The sequence below is a fragment of the Rhizobium sp. rho-13.1 genome (assembly GCF_007000305.1).
GTDB lineage: Bacteria > Pseudomonadota > Alphaproteobacteria > Rhizobiales > Rhizobiaceae > Rhizobium > Rhizobium rhododendri.
Map to the genome: position 1 here is coordinate 385506 of NZ_SCFL01000003.1, position 18898 is coordinate 404403.

Annotated in this window: 18 protein-coding genes and 2 tRNA genes; 14 read left to right on the forward strand and 6 right to left on the reverse strand. The window is 62.3% G+C overall.

From position 1 onward, the window contains the following. Window positions 1–244 precede the first annotated feature (244 nt). The 6 genes from EQW76_RS13125 to EQW76_RS13150 all read left to right on the forward strand — a co-directional run bounded on the left by EQW76_RS13125 (window position 245) and on the right by EQW76_RS13150 (window position 4627). Entirely contained in the window at window positions 245–1159 is a 915-nt protein-coding gene (locus EQW76_RS13125) for a peptidylprolyl isomerase (RefSeq protein ID WP_142824812.1), read from the forward strand. A gap of 334 nt (window positions 1160–1493) precedes the next feature. Beyond that, the gene (gene argJ / locus EQW76_RS13130) at window positions 1494–2735 is read left to right on the forward strand and encodes a bifunctional glutamate N-acetyltransferase/amino-acid acetyltransferase ArgJ (protein ID WP_142824813.1); all 1242 of its coding nucleotides are present in this window, start codon (window positions 1494–1496) and stop codon (window positions 2733–2735) included. Between the two features lie 9 nt (window positions 2736–2744). Next, window positions 2745–3518 carry a GNAT family N-acetyltransferase gene (locus EQW76_RS13135; protein WP_142824814.1) on the forward strand — a complete coding sequence of 258 codons (774 nt, stop codon included), beginning with the start codon at window positions 2745–2747 and terminating at the stop codon, window positions 3516–3518. Next, window positions 3515–3931, forward strand: a complete 417-nt coding sequence (mutT, locus tag EQW76_RS13140) for an 8-oxo-dGTP diphosphatase MutT (RefSeq protein ID WP_142824815.1) — start codon at window positions 3515–3517, stop codon at window positions 3929–3931. The genes EQW76_RS13135 and mutT overlap by 4 nt, the downstream gene beginning before the upstream one ends. A gap of 142 nt (window positions 3932–4073) precedes the next feature. Continuing rightward, a complete protein-coding gene (locus tag EQW76_RS13145; RefSeq protein WP_142824816.1) occupies window positions 4074–4388 on the forward strand; it encodes a hypothetical protein in 315 nt (104 codons plus the stop codon). A gap of 71 nt (window positions 4389–4459) precedes the next feature. Continuing rightward, window positions 4460–4627, forward strand: a complete 168-nt coding sequence (locus EQW76_RS13150; RefSeq protein WP_142824817.1) for a Flp family type IVb pilin — start codon at window positions 4460–4462, stop codon at window positions 4625–4627. On the opposite strand, the gene EQW76_RS13155 is transcribed toward EQW76_RS13150, so the two are convergent. After that, window positions 4628–5512, reverse strand: coding sequence for a methyltransferase domain-containing protein (locus EQW76_RS13155; protein ID WP_142824818.1), 885 nt, complete (start codon window positions 5510–5512; stop codon window positions 4628–4630). It lies immediately after the preceding gene. Between the two features lie 101 nt (window positions 5513–5613). Here EQW76_RS13155 and EQW76_RS13160 point away from each other — a divergent pair, with 101 nt between their 5' ends. From EQW76_RS13160 to EQW76_RS13175, 4 genes are read left to right on the forward strand one after another with little or no spacing between them, the layout of a single operon-like run. Continuing rightward, entirely contained in the window at window positions 5614–6390 is a 777-nt protein-coding gene (locus EQW76_RS13160) for a ComF family protein (RefSeq protein ID WP_244615203.1), read from the forward strand. A gap of 29 nt (window positions 6391–6419) precedes the next feature. After that, a complete protein-coding gene (grxC, locus tag EQW76_RS13165; protein ID WP_142824820.1) occupies window positions 6420–6677 on the forward strand; it encodes a glutaredoxin 3 in 258 nt (85 codons plus the stop codon). A gap of 9 nt (window positions 6678–6686) precedes the next feature. Continuing rightward, window positions 6687–7544 (forward strand): carbon-nitrogen hydrolase family protein, encoded by an 858-nt coding sequence (locus tag EQW76_RS13170; RefSeq protein ID WP_142824821.1) that lies wholly within the window; start codon window positions 6687–6689, stop codon window positions 7542–7544. After that, on the forward strand, window positions 7541–7969 hold the full coding sequence (locus EQW76_RS13175) for a DUF1178 family protein (protein ID WP_142824822.1): 429 nt from the start codon (window positions 7541–7543) through the stop codon (window positions 7967–7969). The genes EQW76_RS13170 and EQW76_RS13175 overlap by 4 nt, the downstream gene beginning before the upstream one ends. 99 nt (window positions 7970–8068) lie before the next feature. Here the strand turns inward: EQW76_RS13175 and ubiG are convergent, their stop codons facing one another. Further along, complete coding sequence (gene ubiG, locus EQW76_RS13180; RefSeq protein ID WP_142824823.1) at window positions 8069–8830, reverse strand: bifunctional 2-polyprenyl-6-hydroxyphenol methylase/3-demethylubiquinol 3-O-methyltransferase UbiG; 762 nt, start codon at window positions 8828–8830, stop codon at window positions 8069–8071. Between the two features lie 1195 nt (window positions 8831–10025). On the opposite strand from ubiG, the gene EQW76_RS13190 reads away from it, so the two are divergent. Then, window positions 10026–10616 carry an HAD-IA family hydrolase gene (locus EQW76_RS13190; RefSeq protein ID WP_142824824.1) on the forward strand — a complete coding sequence of 197 codons (591 nt, stop codon included), beginning with the start codon at window positions 10026–10028 and terminating at the stop codon, window positions 10614–10616. Between the two features lie 294 nt (window positions 10617–10910). Here EQW76_RS13190 and EQW76_RS13195 read toward each other — a convergent pair. The 3 genes from EQW76_RS13195 to EQW76_RS13205 all read right to left on the reverse strand — a co-directional run bounded on the left by EQW76_RS13195 (window position 10911) and on the right by EQW76_RS13205 (window position 12596). Further along, window positions 10911–10984: transfer RNA gene (locus tag EQW76_RS13195), tRNA-OTHER, on the reverse strand. Window positions 10985–11067: 83 nt separating this feature from the next. Then, window positions 11068–11140 (reverse strand) — tRNA-Thr (locus EQW76_RS13200). Between the two features lie 124 nt (window positions 11141–11264). Beyond that, entirely contained in the window at window positions 11265–12596 is a 1332-nt protein-coding gene (locus EQW76_RS13205; RefSeq protein WP_142824825.1) for an MFS transporter, read from the reverse strand. 366 nt (window positions 12597–12962) lie between these two features. Between EQW76_RS13205 and EQW76_RS13210 the strand changes: the two genes are divergently transcribed. Then, window positions 12963–13889, forward strand: a complete 927-nt coding sequence (locus EQW76_RS13210; protein WP_142824826.1) for an alpha/beta hydrolase — start codon at window positions 12963–12965, stop codon at window positions 13887–13889. A 20-nt stretch (window positions 13890–13909) separates the two neighbouring features. Here EQW76_RS13210 and EQW76_RS13215 read toward each other — a convergent pair whose 3' ends face one another. Further along, a complete protein-coding gene (locus tag EQW76_RS13215) occupies window positions 13910–14971 on the reverse strand; it encodes a sensor domain-containing diguanylate cyclase (RefSeq protein ID WP_142824827.1) in 1062 nt (353 codons plus the stop codon). Between the two features lie 305 nt (window positions 14972–15276). Here EQW76_RS13215 and EQW76_RS13220 point away from each other — a divergent pair, with 305 nt between their 5' ends. Together EQW76_RS13220 and ptsP are read left to right on the forward strand one after the other, a co-directional pair. Beyond that, a complete protein-coding gene (locus EQW76_RS13220) occupies window positions 15277–16530 on the forward strand; it encodes an aspartate kinase (RefSeq protein WP_142824828.1) in 1254 nt (417 codons plus the stop codon). Window positions 16531–16617: 87 nt separating this feature from the next. Next, window positions 16618–18885 carry a phosphoenolpyruvate--protein phosphotransferase gene (gene ptsP, locus EQW76_RS13225; RefSeq protein WP_142824829.1) on the forward strand — a complete coding sequence of 756 codons (2268 nt, stop codon included), beginning with the start codon at window positions 16618–16620 and terminating at the stop codon, window positions 18883–18885. The last annotated feature ends 13 nt before the right edge of the window (window positions 18886–18898 follow it).

Here is an 18898-nt window from a genome sequence, read left to right on the forward strand (position 1 = left end):
TGACTGGCCCTTTCTGAATTTACATCCCGCCGTTCCTGCAATCGCCGTCCCGAAAAAATCGGCCGATTGACCCGAAACGGCCGGAAACTGTTCTGGACGCAAGGTTGCGTGACAGATAAGAGGGGGGTCGATTGATGTCAACGGGATTGGCCGATACACAAAGGCCACATTCTGATGGTGAAGGCTACTTTCAGGCCGGATTCGCGCATGCTGAAGCCGGTGGGAACTTCAAAAGGGTAATTTCATGTCGCGATACCATAAACTTGCTGCAGCTGTCGCCTTTGCTGCGATCGTTGCCTTCCAGGCCCCGGCCTTTGCTGCAGATGCCGTCGTTGCCAAGGTAGGCGACCTCGAGATCCACCAGTCCGAACTCGATCTTGCCATCTCCAACCTCGACCCGCAGCTGGCCCAGTTGCCAGACGACCAGAAGAAGGTTGCCGCACTTTCGGCCGCCATCGACGTCAAGCTTCTGGCCAAGGATGCGCTTGCCGAGAAGCTGCAGGACACTCCTGACTTCAAGACCCGCATGGCCTATCTCCAGGACCGCGAACTGCACAATGCCTACTTCAAGAAGCACGTCGTTGACGTCGTGACGGACGCTGAGGTCAAGGCGCGCTACGACAAGGAAGTTGCTGCCCTGCCGAAGCAGGAAGAAGTGCACGCCCGCCACATCCTGGTGAAGACCGAGGACGAGGCCAAGGAAGTCATCAAGGAACTCGACGCCGGTAAGGATTTCGCTGAAGTCGCCAAGGAAAAGTCGACCGATCCGAACAAGTCGGACGGCGGCGATCTCGGCTATTTCCAGCGTGGCCGCATGGTCAAGGAATTCGACGACGCAGCCTTCTCGATGCCGGTCGGCACCTATTCCAAGACGCCTGTGAAGACCGACTTCGGCTTCCACGTCATCAAGGTCGAAGACAAGCGCGATGCGCCTCCTCCGCCGTTCGACCAGGTCAAGGACCAGGTCAAGCAGCTGGTCATGCGTGACAAGTATCTCGAACTGCTGAAGACTGCCAAGGCAGCTTCCAAGGTCGAGATCTCCGATCCGGCGCTGGCCAAGGCCTATGCCGATGCAGACAAGCAGCAGCAGCAGCCGGATGCCGCGCCTGCCACCCCCGATGCACCTGACGCGCCGGCCGCCGAGGCACCGAAGCAGTAAGACAGCAATAATGCGATTGGGGCCCGGTTCATCCGGGCCCTGATGGCTTAGGCGGAAGTGGGTTTTCTTCAGGCCGCCTCGCCGGGCATGTGTTCGCCTTGTCCGGGGAGATGATCATGGCCGGAGGTCTTCTTTCCCTCATCCTCGCCCTTGTGGCGGAGATGCAGCGCGTTCACGTCCGTGAGCGTAAGAGACTCCTTTCACCGCGCAGACGCGCGGTGGCTGGATTCCTGTGACAGGCACAGGAATGAGGAGAACTTTGGCCAAGACGCGGTGCACTGCTTAGACAACAGGCCCGGTTCATCCGGGTCCTTTCAATTGCAAAGGTATTAAGATGTCTGGTTCCGTATCCCCGCTTGCCCCGACAACCTTTGCCACGCTGCCGCCGGTGCGCGGGCTTCGTATGGCGACTGCTTCCGCCGGTATAAAGTACAAGAACCGCACCGACGTGCTGATGATGGTGTTCGATGCACCGGCGGCTGTTGCCGGCGTCTTCACCAAGTCGAAGTGCCCGTCTGCTCCTGTCGATTTCTGCCGCAAGAATCTCTCGCACGGCACAGCCCGTGCGGTTGTGGTCAATTCCGGCAACGCCAATGCCTTTACCGGCGTAAAGGGCCGCCAGGCGACGGAGTTGACCGCGAAATCGGCCGCATCCGCCGTCGGCTGCAGCGAGAACGAGGTCTACCTGGCCTCGACCGGCGTCATCGGCGAACCGCTGGACGCCACGAAATTTGCCGGCGTGCTGGACCAGATGCAGTCCGATGCCACGGGCGATTTCTGGTTCGAAGCCGCCAAGGCGATCATGACCACCGATACCTATCCGAAGGTCGCTACGCGGAGCGCCGAGATCGACGGCATCGCGGTGACGATCAACGGCATCGCCAAGGGCGCCGGGATGATCGCACCCGACATGGCGACGATGCTGTCCTTCGTTGTCACCGACGCCGATATCGCGCCGGTGGCGCTGCAGGCCCTGCTGTCCGATGGCGTCGGCCCGACCTTCAATTCGATGACCGTCGACAGCGATACGTCGACCTCAGATACGCTGATGCTGTTTGCGACCGGCGCCACTGCGGCCGACGGCCAGAAACGCGTCGAGACCGCCAGCGATCCGCGGCTAGCCTCTTTCCGCACGGCACTGAATGCGCTTCTCAAGGACCTTGCGCTGCAAGTCGTGCGGGACGGCGAGGGTGCGACCAAGATGCTCGAAATCACCGTCACCGGTGCCGAAAGCGATGCCGCTGCCAAGACCATTGCGCTGTCGATCGCCAACTCGCCGCTGGTCAAGACCGCTGCAGCCGGCGAGGACGCCAACTGGGGCCGTATCGTCATGGCCGTCGGCAAGGCCGGCGAGATGGCAGATCGTGACAAGCTCGCCATCTGGTTCGGCGATGTCCGGGTTGCCGTCAATGGCGAACGCGACGCCGGCTATTCGGAAGATGCGGCGACCGCAGTCATGAAGCGCCAGGATATTCCGGTCAAAGTCGAGCTCGGACTTGGGCAAGGCCGGGCTACGGTCTGGACCTGCGACCTCACAAAGGAATATGTTGCCATCAATGGCGACTACCGGAGCTGATAGCGTCTGATGCCCTTGCAATTCCTGTCCAATCCCCTGCCGCTGGTGCGCAGGCTCGAAGCCGTTGGCTTTCGGGCCTGGCCAGCGTCGTCTATCCATTACGACGGCAGCTGGCAGGTGCGGCTGACGGCCGGGCATCCCTCCAAGCGACTGAACTCGATCGTGCCGCTCGACCCCTCCGACCATCGCGACGTCGAGATCCGGCTGGAGAAGGCGCAACGCAAGTTCGAGGCTTATGGCCGCCCCCTGGTGGTGCGTGAAACGCCGCTGGCGCCACCGGTGTTGATGACGCTGTTGCGCGAGACAAACTGGGACGCCTTCGAAGAGACGATCGTGATGACCTGCGATCTTTTGGATATCGTCCTCCCCGACACGCTCGACCATTTGCCGAGCCACGATGTCGGCCGCTATGTCGATGCCAGCCTCTCTGTCGACGGTTCCGATTCCGCGCTGAAGCCGGCGCTGGCCGAAGTCGTCAGTTCCATCAAGCCGCCATCGGGCCTCTTCGTCATCGAGGATCCGGAACTCGGGCCTGTAGCGACGACGCTCTGCGTGCAGGACAACGACCTTGCCGGCCTGATGTCGTTGTCGGTCGCACCGGCATTTCGCCGCAAGGGCTTCGGTATCGAGATCGTCGCCTCGGCGCTCCGCTGGGCCCGGACCCGCAGCGCAAAAACCGCCTGGCTGCAGGTCGCCGCCAGCAACGATGCCGCGCTGGCGCTTTATGACGGCATAGGATTTCGCGAGGCCTACCGTTACCGTTACTGGAGGCCGCAGTCGTGAGCGTCGCGGCCGGGCGCAAGATCCTGCTGGTTGCCGCATGCGCGCTGATCGATGCCGATGGCCGAATTCTCCTCGCGCAGCGTCCCGAGGGCAAGAGCCTTGCCGGGCTGTGGGAATTTCCAGGTGGCAAGGTCGAGCCGGGCGAGACGCCGGAAGAGTGTCTCATTCGTGAACTCGACGAGGAGCTTGGCGTCACGACGCGTATAGCCTGCCTCGCGCCGTTAACCTTTGCCAGCCACACCTACGACAGTTTTCACCTGCTGATGCCACTCTACATCTGCCGCCGCTATGAAGGCACGCCAGAGGGCCGCGAGGGCCAGGGGCTGAAATGGGTTCGGCCGCAGGCACTTCGCGATTATCCCATGCCTCCTGCAGACGAACCGCTGATCCCGTTTCTGCAAGACCTGCTGTGACAGGCCATTAATTTAGTGAATACTTCTTCACTTAAGATTTTATGATCATTTTGCCTGTGGATATTAAGAGATCGTTTAAGACCTTCTGGCAAAGATCGACCTCAATCAAGCGATGGGCATGGTCATAACGAGGCTTGACACAATGGACGACGATTTCTGGAAGGCCGTTCGCGAGAAAGAACAGGCAACTTCACAGTCTCGCAAGACCGGCGCACTGAATATTGCCCTGCTTTTCGGCACGGCGGCAGTTGCATTGTCGCTGATCCTGACGCCGATGCTGGCCGATAAGTCGAAATCGAGTGTGCTTGCGAGCGCGCCCGAATTCGATAACATCACCACGGGCTCCATTCCGAAGACGGAAAGCGGCAAGCGCTTTACGATCCGCCGCAGCGTGCTGCAGAACGAACCCGGTTCAGTCTGTGTCGTGCAGGGGTATGGCAGCGATATCAACTGCTGAACAGCTTGCAGCCGATCTGTGCCGGGGGCATCGGGTTCGCTGATTTCGGTATAGATCAGAGGATATTTTCGATGCATGTGGTCCGGAAACTCATTGACGACAAGATCGGCGCAACAGCGATCGAATACGGCCTGATTGCCGGCCTTATCGCCGTTGCGCTGATCGTCAGCCTCGGTCTTCTCGGCAGCAATCTCTCGAACATGTTCAACTTCTTTGCCAACAAGGTCAGCACGCCGTAATCACGGCTTCAGGGTCTGCTCCTCGACCTTCAGCGCGTCGGCCAGCCGCGTCTTGGCGGAGCCCGGACGCAGTGGCTTCTGCTGGCTTTCATGCGGCTTCCAGCCCGATGCATAGATGATCGAGAATGTCGCCCGGATCCGTCCGTCGGCATCGGCGAAGCGCTCGGCATATAATTCCGCGGCACGCAGGAAGAAATTGCGTCCGACCGGTCGGCGGCTGCGGTCGACCAGCGGGTTGGCCATGCCCATGGCGCGCAGGTCCTGCATCAGCGGAAACAGCGAGGCGTAGCGCACCGTATAGCTTTCGGCATCGACGACCGGCAGCGCGAAACCCGCCCGCTGCAACAGCCCGCCGACATCGCGCATGTCGGGGAAGGGGATGACGCGCGGACTGGCGCCGCCGAACATCTCGATCTCGGTTGCCAGCAGTACCTCGCGCAATTCCTGCAGCGTGCCGTTGCCGGGTATGGCTGCGAGGAACAGCCCGTCCGGCTGCAATGCGCGATGCACCTGAATGAAGACGCCCGGCGTGTCGTTGGTGAGGTGCAGCCCCAGCGGCGAGAGCACCAGATTGACGGAGGCCGGAGCTAGCGGCAGCCGTTCTGGCGGCGCAACGACGATGGTCTCACCGGCAACGGCCGGCATTTCGTCGGTCTCGATGCGCGTCATATGGCCGATCTTGCCGGACGCCATCGCCAACCGTGCCGCGATGCCGGTCGCGCCGTGCAGCTCCACCGCCTCCTCGAAACGGCGTTCCACCAGCGACAATCGCTCGGCCAGTTCGTTGGCGGCGATGTCGAGCAGGAAGGCGGCCTTGGCGTCATCCCTCGCCAGCGCGCGGCGGCGGTTGGCGGCGATGAGGTCCTGGTCGAATACGATATCCATGCGCTATTCCTGCACTCCACGTCCTCTGCGGCACCAGAGCCTGCCGCACTTTCCTTTCGCAATGGCGCGAGGAACGGGCTATTGTCAATCATATGGGGCATATGGGGACGAGCCGACCGGAAATCACCGCTGCGCTCATCGGACGCGGGCTGCTGCGGCCGTGGTTTATGCTGGCCGATCTGCTCTATCCGCCCGGCTGTGCTGCCTGTGGCGCCTCGACCGGCAGCCACCGCAGCCTTTGCCCGCGCTGCTGGTCGACGATCCGTTTCGTCGAGCGTCCCTATTGCGAGGTGATGGGCAGCCCGTTTACCCACGATCTCGGCGCCGGCATTCTCAGCGCCGAGGCGATTGCAGATCCGCCGCCGTTCGATCGGCTGCGCTCGGCGGCGATCCATGACGGCGTGGTTCGCGATCTCGTCCACGGCCTCAAATACCGCGATCGTATCGACCTTGCGCGGATGATGGCCGAATGGATGCTGCGCGCCAGCGACGGTGCGGTTGCCGGTTGCGATGCGCTGATCCCGGTGCCGCTGCACCGCACCCGTCTGTTTTCGCGTAAGTTCAACCAGGCAGCCGAGCTTGCCCGCCATCTGGCGTCACTCTCCGGCAAGCCGCTGCTGCCGGCGACACTTGTCCGGATCAAGCGGACCAGCCAGCAGGTCGGGCTTGGTGCCCGGGCCCGGCAGGACAATGTCCGGGGCGCCTTTGCAATCGCACGCCACCGCGACAACGAGGTCTTTGGCCGGCGCATCGTGCTCATCGACGACGTCTACACGACGGGAGCGACCGTTGCGGCGGCAACGCGGGTGCTGAAAAAGGCGGGCGCCGCCGATGTCACCGTCTTGACCTTTGCGCGGGCGCTCGCCATGCCTATATGACAGGAAAGCTGTTCAAACCCGGAGTGACCATGGCATCCGTCGTTATTTACACGCGTGAGTTCTGCGGCTACTGCGCCAAGGCAAAATCGCTGCTTGGGGCCAAGGGCGTCGCCTATGTCGAACACAATGCCACCTATTCCCCGGAGATGCGCGAGGAGATGATCGCCAAATCGAACGGCGGCACGACCTTTCCGCAGATCTTTATCGACGGCTTGCATGTCGGAGGCTGCGACGACCTGCACGCGCTCGACAGGGGGGGCAAGCTCGATCCGCTTCTTGCCGCCTGAGGATAAATCATGAGCTTCAAGGCCGCCGCTATCCAGATGTGCTCGGGCACCGACCCGGAGAAGAACGTCGCCGATATGGTGCGCCTGGTGCGCGACGCCGCGTCCAGGGGTGCGGTCTATGTCCAGACGCCTGAAATGACCGGCGCCATCCAGCGCGACCGGCCCGGCCTGAGGGCCATCCTGCGCAACGAGGCCGATGATCTCGTCGTCGCTGCAGCGTCGCGGACAGCGGCGGAACTGGGTATCCACCTGCACATCGGCTCGACGGCCATTTCGCTCGACGATGGAAAGATCGCCAATCGCGGTTTCCTGTTCGGCCCGGATGGCGGTCTGGTGACGCGCTACGACAAGATCCACATGTTCGACGTCGATCTCGACAATGGCGAAAGCTGGCGCGAGAGTGCCGTCTATCGTCCAGGCTCCGAGGCTCGGGTGGTGTCGCTGCCGTTTGCAAAACTCGGCTTCTCGATCTGCTACGATGTCCGCTTTCCCGAGCTTTTCCGCAGCCAGGCCGTTGCCGGCGCCGAAGTGATGAGCATTCCTGCCGCCTTTACCCGCCAGACCGGCGAGGCTCACTGGGAAATCCTCCTGAGGGCACGGGCCATCGAGAACGGCATGTTCGTTATCGCCGCAGCCCAGGCCGGCGTCCATCAGGACGGCCGCGAGACATATGGCCATTCGATGATCGTCGATCCCTGGGGCAAGGTTCTGACGTCCGCCGGCGGCAGCGGCGAGGCCGTGCTGGTGGCCGATATCGACGTTGCCGCAGTCAAGGCTGCCCGCGAAAAGATCCCCAATCTGAAAAACGGCCGCGCGTTTACGCTGGAAACGATCGAGGCCGCAAAGGCCGGGGGTGTGGCTGCGTGATCCGCTATTCGCTCAGTTGCGACCACGGCCATGAGTTCGAGGGCTGGTTTTCGCAAAGCGCCGACTTCGAGCGGCAGGTCGAAAGCGGATTGCTGAGCTGCCCGACCTGCGGATCTTCCTCGATCGGCAAGATGCTGATGGCACCGTCCGTTTCGACGGCCCGGACCCGGGAGGCGCTAACGACGCTGGCGATGGACGCGGCCCGCAAGCAGGCAATCGCCACGCTCAAAGACGCCGTTGCCGCCATCAAGGCGAATTCGGAAGATGTCGGGCCCAAGTTTCCGGAGGAGGCCCGCAAGATCCATTACGGAGAGGCCGATGCCCGCGGCATCATCGGCCAGGCAACGCCTGCCGAGGCACGCTCGCTGATCGAGGAAGGCATCGAGATCGCTCCGCTTCCGACGCTGCCGGACGACGCCAACTGACGCTGCCCCTTCCGCCGATCCATCGACTCGTCAAATAACCCTGCGCCTCCAGCGCAGCATGAAATGCCATAGGGTGGGGGTCTGGTGCGCCAAGGCGGCTCAGGCCGGCCGTTTTGCGACCATCATGTAGTTCACGTCCATGTCCTTAGACAGGTTCCACTGATTCTGCAGCGGCGAGAAGAACACGCCGGTGCGGGCGGTGAAGATCAGGCCGTTGGCGATCAGCGGCTTTTCCACTTCTTCCGGCCGTACCAGCTTTTCATACTGATGGGTGCCGCGCGGCAGCCAGCGCAGGACGTTTTCGGCGGCAAAGATGGCAAGGGCAGCCGCCTTCATCGTGCGGTTGATGGTGGCAACGAACATCATGCCGCCCGGCCGCACCATCTTCGCGCAGGTCGACAGAAAGAACTCGACGTCGGAAACGTGCTCGACGACCTCCATGTTGAGGATGATGTCGAAAGTCTCGCCGGCCTCAGCCAGCTGTTCGGCGGTGACCGGGCGATAGTCGACCTCGACGCCCGACTGGCGGGCATGGGTGGAGGCGATGCCGATGTTCTTTTCGGACGGATCTGCGCCCACCACTTCGGCGCCCATACGGGCCATGGGTTCGGAGAGAAGCCCGCCGCCGCAGCCGATATCGAGCACCCGCAGGCCTTCCAGCGGGCGGGGGCTGCGCGGGTCGCGGCCGAAATTCTCGGCGGCGCGGTCGCGGATGTAGGCGAGCCGGACGGGATTGAATTTGTGCAGCGGCTTGAACTTGCCGGTCGGGCTCCACCATTCCGCCGCCATTGCCGAAAAGCGGTCGACTTCGCTCTGGTCGATAGTGGTCTTTGCCGTGGTGTTCTGAGCCGCTTCGGTCATCGTCTGGTTCCTTGTCCTGTCTCAGTGAAGTCGGACGATCGGTGCTGGAAGTCAAGGGCGGGAGGTCTTCCTTTGCACGCAGGAGACGACCACGCCGGCCGCCCCGCGTCATTCGACCGCAGCAGGATCGTCTCTCTGCCCCGGTCTGCAAGCTCGCCGTGTCGCGCCGTCACGCCATCCCGTTCACGCGGCCTGTTCGGTCCGTGTCATGACAATTCTGATGGCCGGGGCACATCGAGTGCCTGATGATTTTTTAGTTAAGTGACACCAGATGTGCCCCGTTCGACAGTTTTTATCCGCAACTCCGGATCCTCTGTTTCCGACCCAGGTCCCGTTGAGGGGAAAAGCTGCAGGAGTTATGCCACACAGGCACGCCGAGCCTAGGGGCCCGAAGGGATCCACTTTCTGCGGACCCTTGAAGACGTGCCTGCGTAGACAGCAACCCCTCCAAGACCCGGCCCCACCTCGCCGGCAACGCAGACCGGTGTATCCGATGGCGGAACGGGGTGATTATAGATCAACCCGGAAAAGCGGGGATGAAATTATGATGCCGGCATTGTTTCCAAACGGAAATCCCAACGGTTTATCCCCATGAGGTGCTGCGAGCAGGGGCGATGGAGGGAAGCGAGAGAGGAGAGTGTGCTAGAGATAGAGTGTGTGTGTGAGGTCAGAAAGATCACAAAACCGGAAAGAGCCACCCCCGACCTCCCTCATTCCTGTGCCCGTCACAGGAATCCAGCCGCCCAAGTCTTTGGGCGATAGATACTTCTCCACCAACAGAGAGTCCTCCCACGGCGCGGACGCGCCGTGACTGGATTCCTGTGACGGGCACAGGAATGAGGGTTTGGTGGGCATCCCAGGCGCGGTTGGACTTTAAAGGGTTTGGCAGTGGTGGATCGGTCTTTCACTGGGCCGGTTGCCTCAATCTGTTTGTGTTTGCAATATCTTGACTACTCTGCCCCGACTTGCCTCCATTCCGGCAGACGGCAGTGACAAACGTCTCGGTGGGTGCTCGCCGGAAGGTTGGGTTTGGAGGGTGTGCGGCGAACGCGCTGCGGACAGCGCCGCCCGCAGCATATGCGCCTTTGCACAGGTCCCTTGTCGAACGGGATTCTCCTCGAGCCGTGCGCTGCAATGAAGCCGTCACGGTCTTGTGGAAAATACCCTGTGCAGGCTTGGCGAAAGGCATCACGCAATGCGCACTATCATGCTGGATGTCGATGGAGTGTTGGTGTGCGGTCGTCCGGGGGATGGCGCGCAGTGGTGGACTGACCTCGGCGCCGACCTCGGGATTTCGCGCGATGCGTTGCGAAGCGCGTTTTTTGCCCCGCGCTGGCAGGATATCGTCAGCGGGCGGAAGCCTCTGGTGCCGGAGCTTGCCGAAGTTCTGGCCGAGATCGCGCCCGATGTCAGCGTCGATACTTTTATCGACTACTGGTTCGCCAACGACTCGCGGATCGACAGCGCGGTGCTCGATGCTGTTTCGGAGATCAGAGGTCGCGGCGATCGTGTCTACCTCGCGACAAACCAGGAGCATATGCGCGCCGCATACCTGATGGAAGACATGGGGCTACGGGAGAAAGTCGATGGCATTTTCTACTCCGCATCGCTTGGGTACCAGAAGCCGAGCCCCGAATTCTACTCCCTCGTCACGCAAGCCACCTCTGTCGCTCCGCAAAGCATCGTCCTGATCGATGACACCGAGGAAAATGTGCAGGCCGCGCATGCCTCCGGTTGGAGCGCCGTCCATTGGCAAAGGGGTATGAGCATTGTTGGCGCGCTGTAAAACAGGAAAAGTGGGGGGAAAATGTGATGGGCGCGTTGATACCGTTTGGGCGTAGTCCTAACGGATGATTTAGATAGAGCTGGGGAAGCACAAGCGTTAGCTCCAGCTACCCTCATTCCTGTGCCCGTCACAGGAATCCAGCCGCCCAAGTCCTTGGGCGAAAAGTTCTTTCCGCCTAAGATAATGTCGTCTCACTGCTCAGACGCGCTGTGACTGGATTTCTGTGACAGGCGCAGGATGAGGGAATTGGGAGGGCCGATGGTGCAGGCGGTGGTGATCGGCATTACGTTCATATGGAGGCCTCGCCTGGATTCGAACCAAGCTGTGGGGAATTCACTCCCCTTGCGTCTCCACTCCGCCACGAGGCCATGGGATGACCTGTAGTTGTATTTCGTTAAATCTGGGTAAATTTAATCGTGCATCCGCCGGACTATGGAGAGATTGTGGCGGGAGCCCCTGCCGAGGACTTGAACCTGGGTCTTCTGCAAACGAGGCAGCTGCTCTACCGTTGAGCTACGAGGGGCATGCCCCGTGTTGTTGCCCGTCCGGGCGGCAGTTGCAACTCTATAGTTAAATAAGGGTTAACGCGCCGTGGTCGTCGCGAGCCTCCCCGTCGCAGGTGAATGGCTGCGACGGGGAGGGCGGGTTTCAGGTTGCGGTGGGGTCCTTGAGGGCCTTGCCGAGGGAGAAAGCGAGGATAGCCGAGACCAGCATGAAGCCGCCGACGATGACCATCGGCATCTCGTACAGGCCTGTCGCATCCTTGACGGCGCCGGTGATGTAGGGCGCTGCAAAGCCGGCGATGTTTCCGACCGTGTTGATGAGCGCAATGCCTGCCGCAGCGCCGGCGCCGGTCAGGAACCTTGTCGGCAGCGACCAGAAGTTCGGCAGGGCTGCAAAGATCGCACAGGCGGTCACGGTGACGACGAGGACCGTCGTCTCGGGCGAAGACATCAGCAGTGCCAGCGGGATGCTGATGGCGCCGACCAGCGCCGGAATACCGACATGCCAGAGACGGACGCCGCGCTTGCTCGCATCCCGGCTCCAGAAGTAGAGCGCGAAGGCGGCAGGCAGATAGGGGATGGCTGTTATCATGCCCTTTTCGAAGACATCGAATTTGGTGCCGAACTTGGCCTCGAAGCCGCCGATGATCGTCGGCAGGAAGAAGGCAAGCGCATAGAGACCGTAGATCAGGCCGAAATAGATAACCGAGAGGAGCCAGACGCGGCCGTCCTTCAGCGCCTGCAGCGTCATGTGGCGGCGCCCCGTCACCTTTTCCGATTCTTCTTTCGCCAGCGCCCGGTTCAGCCAGCCCTTTTCCGCCGGGGTGAGCCACTTGGCGCCGACGGGGGTGTCCGGCAGGTAGAACCAGGTGATGATGCCGACGACGATGGCCGGGATGGACACGCCGAGGAACATCACCCGCCAGCCCTCGAGGCCGAAGACCCCATGGGCCTGGATAAGGGCGGAGGCCAGCGGCGCGCCGATCACGGTCGTCAGCGGCTGTGCGAGATAGAAGAGTGCCAGGATCTTTGCGCGGTGGCGGCCGGGCACCCAGGTGCTGAGATAGAGGATTGCGCCGGGGAAGAAGCCGGCTTCTGCGACGCCGAGGAAGAAGCGCAGGGCGTAGAGCCCGTTGATGCTACTGACCCAGGTGAACAGCATGGCGACGATGCCCCAGGTGACCATGATGCGCGACAGCCAACGGCGTGCGCCGTACTGGTGAAGCGCCAGGTTGCTCGGAATCTCGAGCACGATGTAGCCGAAGAAGAAAATGCCGGCGGCAAAGCCGAACTGGGCGGCCGTCATGCCGAGATCCTGGGTCATGCCGTTCGGCCCGGCAAACGAGATGGCCGTCCGGTCGAGGAAATTGATGAAGAACATCAGCGCGATGAACGGCACGATGCGGAACGAGATCTTCCGGATCGTCGATGCCTCGACCTGCTGTTCGGTGTTCTGTGAATGTGTCGTGGCGTCCATGTCTTCCTCCCAAGACGAGTGCAGGGGCTGTCACCGCAGAGGGTCTGCCGCCTGTCTCGCGAAGCCCTCCCTCACGGAAACGGCTCCTGTTGATCTCATCCGATGCGGGCGACGGCGCGCGTTGTCTGTCTGCACGCTGCAAACAGGCTTTCCCCACGCCGTGGTGCCGCATTTCCTCCCGTTTAAGTCGCCGGAACCTGTCAAATTGAGCTGACGTCGTCAACTGGTATGATGACATGATCATCATTATTTGCAGTTTTACGTCGCCGGGTGGCTTGCGGACGGCACTTTGAGGCTGTTCTGCCTCAGTTTTGCCCTTACCTTGCCGCACCTGTCTGAACGCCACTCCAAAGGGAAATTACCGTCATGATCGATCGCAGAACATTGCTTATGGCCGGCGGCGCGGCACTGCTGCTCGCGGCATCGCGGCAGGCAAGCGCGGCCAATGCGGTCATCCCGCTCTGGCCGGCAGGAGCCCCGGGCGGCCGTGGTCCGAAAGGGCCGGTCGAGACCAGCGCCAAAGGCGCCGTCAGCAATATCGCCACGCCATCTATCGAGGTCTTCCGCCCGGCCAAGCCCAATGGCGCGGCCATGCTGGTGGCGGCGGGCGGCGGATACAAGCGGATCGAGATGGAAAGCGAGGCGCATCCGGCAGCGCTTTGGCTGAACGATCGCGGCATCACCGCCTTCGTGCTGTCCTACCGGCTGCCGTCGGAGGGCTGGCGGGAAGGTCCCCGGGCACCGCTTCAGGATGCACAGCGCGCCCTGCGGCTGATCCGGGCGAGAAGCGTCGAATACGACGTTCATCCCGATCGCATCGGCGCGCTCGGTTTTTCATCCGGCGGCCATCTGATGGGACTGGCGTCGGCGCGCTCGGCCTATCGCTCCTATCGCGCCGTCGACGAGGCCGACAAGCAATCGGCGCGGCCGAATGCTGCAGCGCTTATCTATCCGATCATCACGCTCGAGCCGCCCTACGACCATACCTCGACAAAGACCGTGCTGATCGGCCGGCATCCGAACGACGAGGAAAGCGCCGAATGGTCGGTGCAGCCGCATGTGCGGTCCCATTGCCCGTCGATGTTCCTCGTCCAGGCGGAGGACGATGCTGTTTCCGATCCGCACAACACACTGATCATGGCTGCTGCCTGCAAGAGCGCCGGTGTGCCTGTCGATATGCACCGCCTCGCGACCGGCGGACACGGCTTCGGCATGGGCAAGGCCGGTACGCCATCCGCCGCCTGGCCGGCCTGGTATGAATCCTGGCTGCGCAAGGGCGGGTTCCTCGCCTAGCCTATCTGGTCTCGGCGGGTTCAGGCGGCGCTGCGCGGTGCGCAGAGCGTCTGGCGCTCTGATGGCTCGAAGATGCTGAAGGTGTTGCGCCCAGCGGCTTTGGCGGCATAGAGCGCCGTGTCGGCCCGCTGAAACAATTCGGACGGGCTGGACCCGTCGGCAAGTGCTACGCCGACGGAGGCGCCGATGTTGAGGACGAGATCGCCGAGGATCATCGGCCGGCGAACGATCTGGACGATGTCGCTTGCGATATCGGTCACCGTCCCGCGTTCGGCGTCCTGCAGCAGCAGAACCGCAAACTCGTCGCCGCCGATGCGGGCAATCAGATGGGCACAATTGCAGACGGCGCGAAGCCGGTCGGCCGCCTCGATCAGGCAGGCGTCGCCAGTGGCATGGCCATAGGTATCGTTGACCGCCTTGAAGCCGTCGAGGTCGACCAGCAGCAACGCTGCCGGCGCCTTCGACCGGTCGTGTTCCTCGCATAGAGCAGCGAGACGCAGCTGGAATTGGGCGCGGTTGGCAAGCCCGGTCATCATGTCGAAATCGGCAAGGTGGCGGGTGCGATCGAAAAGTAGCTTGGCGTCCGTGATGTCCTGCTTGATGCCAAAGATGCGCACGGGCTCTTCGCCCTCGCATTCCACCGTGGCGGTGATGCGGATCCAGCGATGATTGCCCTTCTGCGTCACGATCTCCGCATCCATCGTGAAACCGCTGCGGGTCTCGATGGCAAGACGGCGCTTTTCCTGCAATTCCTTGGCGGATGCCTGGGTATAACAGGCAAGCGTTTCCGCGCGGCCCGCCTGCAGGTCGCGCGGGAGGTCGAAAATGTCGTAGACTACATCCGTCCAGGTCAGGGTCTCGTCGGGCAGGCTGCATTGCCATATGCCGATGCGGGCAGCCTCGGCCGCGCGGTTGAAAATCCTGCGGCCACGGGCCAGCGCCTCGGCCTGTTCCGCGATGGTGGCTTCCTTTTCGCGCAGCTGCTGCTCCAGGCGACGAACGGCCGGATTGCAGACGGAGACAAGCGATGCGCCAAGCGTCTTCAGGCGGTCGAGGAAACGCGGAGCGGGCGGGTTGGTCATCGTCGATTTCTGGCTTTGCGTGAAGCGGCTCGCCTACACTCGCGCATAAGCTTTAAGACTTTGTTGCCGAGGTTGTCTAATTTAGAGCATCGTTTGGGACTGCCGCCGGCTTTCGCCGCCCGTCATATCGATGTCGCATGCCCATTGCACGCACCCTTCAAAGTCGGTATGAGACGGCCGAAATAGACGCTCCGTTTCCGGTGCACCGGCAGTATGAAAAGCCACCGCTTTTGCTGCTGCCCCGGGCGGAGCCTTGTCGTATGGCGGGTCTCAGTGACGAGGCGCGCCACTATGGGTAGAGGCTTATGGCACGCATCGTGATGAAATTCGGCGGGACCTCCGTCGCGGACATGGATCGTATTCGCGTCGTCGCCCGGCATGTGAAACGCGAGGTCGATGCCGGCCACGAAGTCGCCGTCGTCGTCTCGGCGATGTCGGGCAAGACCAACGAGCTGGTCGGATGGACCCGCGATGCCTCGCCGATGCACGATGCGCGAGAATATGACGCTGTTGTCGCCTCGGGCGAGCAGGTTACCTCGGGGCTGGTGGCAATCGCGCTTCAGCACCTCGGCATCAATGCGCGTTCCTGGCAGGGCTGGCAGATCCCGATCAAGACCGACAACGCCCATGGCGCGGCCCGCATCCTCGAGATCAACGGTGACGAGATCATCCGCCGCATGGGCGAGGGCCAGGTGGCCGTCGTTGCCGGCTTCCAGGGTCTCGGTCCCGACAATCGCATTTCGACGCTCGGCCGCGGCGGCTCCGATACCTCGGCGGTGGCGATTGCTGCAGCCGTCAAGGCCGACCGCTGCGACATCTACACAGACGTTGACGGCGTCTATACGACCGACCCGCGCATCGTGCCGAAGGCGCGCCGCCTAAAGAAGATCGCCTTCGAGGAAATGCTCGAGATGGCGTCGCTCGGCGCCAAGGTGCTGCAGGTGCGCTCGGTCGAACTTGCCATGGTATTCAAGGTCCGCACCTTCGTGCGCTCGTCTTTCGAAGACCCCGATGCGCCGGGCATGGGCGACCTTCTGAACCCGCCCGGAACGCTGATTTGTGATGAGGAAGAGATCGTGGAACAGGAAGTCGTAACCGGCATCGCCTATGCCAAGGATGAAGCGCAGATTTCGCTCCGGCGGCTTTCCGACCGCCCCGGCGTCTCGGCTGCGATCTTCGGGCCGCTCGCTGAAAACCATATCAATGTCGACATGATCGTCCAGAACATCTCCGAGGACGGCTCGACCACGGATATGACCTTCACCGTGCCGTCCGGCGACGTCGACAAGGCGCTCGCCGTTCTCGGCGAACACAAGAGCCAGATCGGCTACGATGTCATCCAGAACGAATCGGGTCTGGTCAAGGTTTCGGTGATTGGCATCGGCATGCGTTCGCACGCAGGCGTTGCAGCGAGCGCTTTCCGGGCACTTGCTGAAAAAGGCATCAACATCAAGGCAATCACCACCTCGGAAATCAAGATTTCGATCCTGATCGACGGCCCCTATGCAGAACTTGCAGTCAGGACTTTGCATTCCTGCTACGGTCTGGATAAGAGTTGATTTGAAACTGCAGAGGGGCAGGGCGAAGCGCGAAATGCTTCGTGACACCCTTCGCAGCGTGGACATGATTTTCGGGAGCGTGACGCAATGAGAGACCTTTCCGGCGGTCCGCGCGTCCTGCTCAAGCGGCTGCGCGAGCTGATGGCGGAGCCGCTTGAACCGCAGGATCGCCTTGACCGGATCGTTCGTCAGATCGCCAGCAACATGGTGGCGGAGGTGTGCTCGGTCTACGTGCTGCGCGCCGACGGCGTGCTCGAGCTCTATGCCACCGAAGGTCTCAACAAGGATTCCGTCCATCTGGCGCAGTTGAAGATGGGCCAGGGCCTGGTCGGCACCATCGCCGCCTCGGCGCAATCGCTCAATCTCTCCGACGCCCAGTCGCACCCGGCCTTCCGGTATCTGCCGGAAACCGGAGAAGAGATCTACCATTCCTTCCTCGGTGTGCCGATCCTGCGCGCCGGCCGGTCGCTCGGCGTTCTCGTCGTGCAGAACAAGGCCAGCCGCACCTACCGCGACGAGGAGCTTGAAGCGCTCGAGACGACGGCCATGGTGCTGGCCGAGATGATCGCCACCGGCGATCTGAAGAAGATCTCGAAGCCCGGCCTCGAACTCGACCTGACCCGCTCGGTCACCATCGACGGCGACAGCTACAATGAAGGCATCGGCCTTGGCTATGTCGTGCTGCACGAGCCGCGCGTCGTCGTCACCAACCTGCTCAACGAAGACACCGACCACGAAATCTCGCGCATGGCCGATGCCCTCGGCTCCTTGCGCATTTCCATCGACGACATGCTGTCGCGTCGCGACGTGTCGATGGAAGGAGAGCACCGCGAGGTGCTGGAAACCTACCGTATGTTCGCCCACGACCAGGGCTGGGTTCGCAAGCTCGAGGAGGCGATCCGCAACGGCCTGACGGCCGAGGCTGCGGTCGAGAAAGTGCAGAGCGACACGAAGGCTCGGATGATGCGGCTCACCGACCCGTACCTGCGCGACCGCATGCACGATTTCGAGGACCTGGCCAACCGGCTGCTGCGGCAGCTGACCGGCCATACCGGCCGCAACACGACGGACGGTTTTCCCAACGACGCAGTCATCTTCGCCCGCGCCATGGGAGCCGCCGAGCTGCTCGATTATCCGCGCGACAACATTCGCGGCCTAGTGCTGGAAGACAGCGCCGTCACCAGCCATGTCGTCATCGTCGCCCGCGCTATGGGCATTCCGGTCGTCGGACAGGCGGCCGGCGTCGTGGCGCTGGCGGAAAACGGCGATTCCGTCATCATCGATGGCGACGAGGGCCACGTGCACCTGCGGCCCATGGCCGATCACCTGAAGTCCTATGAAGAGAAGGTCAAGTTCCGCGCCCGCCGCCAGGAGCAGTTCCGGGCGCTGCGTGCCGTCGAGCCGGTCACGCGGGACGGCCAGCGCATCTCGCTGCTGATGAATGCAGGACTGCTGGTCGATCTTCCGCAATTGGCCGAATCCGGCGCCGAAGGCATCGGTCTTTTCCGCACCGAGCTGCAGTTCATGATCGCCTCGACGATGCCGAAGGCCGATGAGCAGGAAATGTTCTACCGCAATGTCCTGAAGCAGGCGGGCGATCACGTCGTCACCTTCCGCACGCTGGATATCGGCGGCGACAAGGTCGTGCCCTATTTCCGGGCGCATCAGGAAGAAAATCCGGCACTCGGCTGGCGCGCCATCCGGCTTTCGCTGGATAGGCCGGGCCTGCTGCGCACGCAGCTGCGCGCCATGCTGAAGGCTGCCGCCGACGGCGAACTGAAGATGATGGTGCCGATGGTCACGGAGGTTTCCGAGATCAAGGCGGTGCGCGAACTGCTGCAGAAGGAAGTGCACCATCTGTCGCGCTTCGGCCATGCGCTGCCGCGGAAGCTGCAGTTCGGCGCCATGCTCGAAGTCCCGGCGCTGCTCTGGCAGCTCGACGAGCTCATGGCTGCCGTCGATTTCGTCTCGGTCGGCTCCAACGACCTGTTCCAGTTTTCCATGGCGGTCGATCGCGGCAATGCCCGCGTGTCCGACCGGTTCGACACGCTCGGGCGGCCTTTCCTGCGCATCCTGCGGGATATCGTGCGCGCCGGCGAGCGCAACAAGACACCGGTGACGCTGTGTGGCGAGCTTGCCGGCAAGCCGATCTCGGCGATGGCGCTGATGGGCATCGGCTTCCGCTCGGTGTCGATGTCGCCAGCCTCGATCGGGCCGGTCAAGGCGATGCTGCTGGGTCTCGATGTCGGGGCGCTGGCGGCAGTCATGGAAGAGGCTTTGGACGACCGCAACCCGACGCTCTCGGTGCGGGACATCCTTGCGCAGTTCGCATTGACCCATAATATTCCCCTGTAGCTGCTCTTGCGCA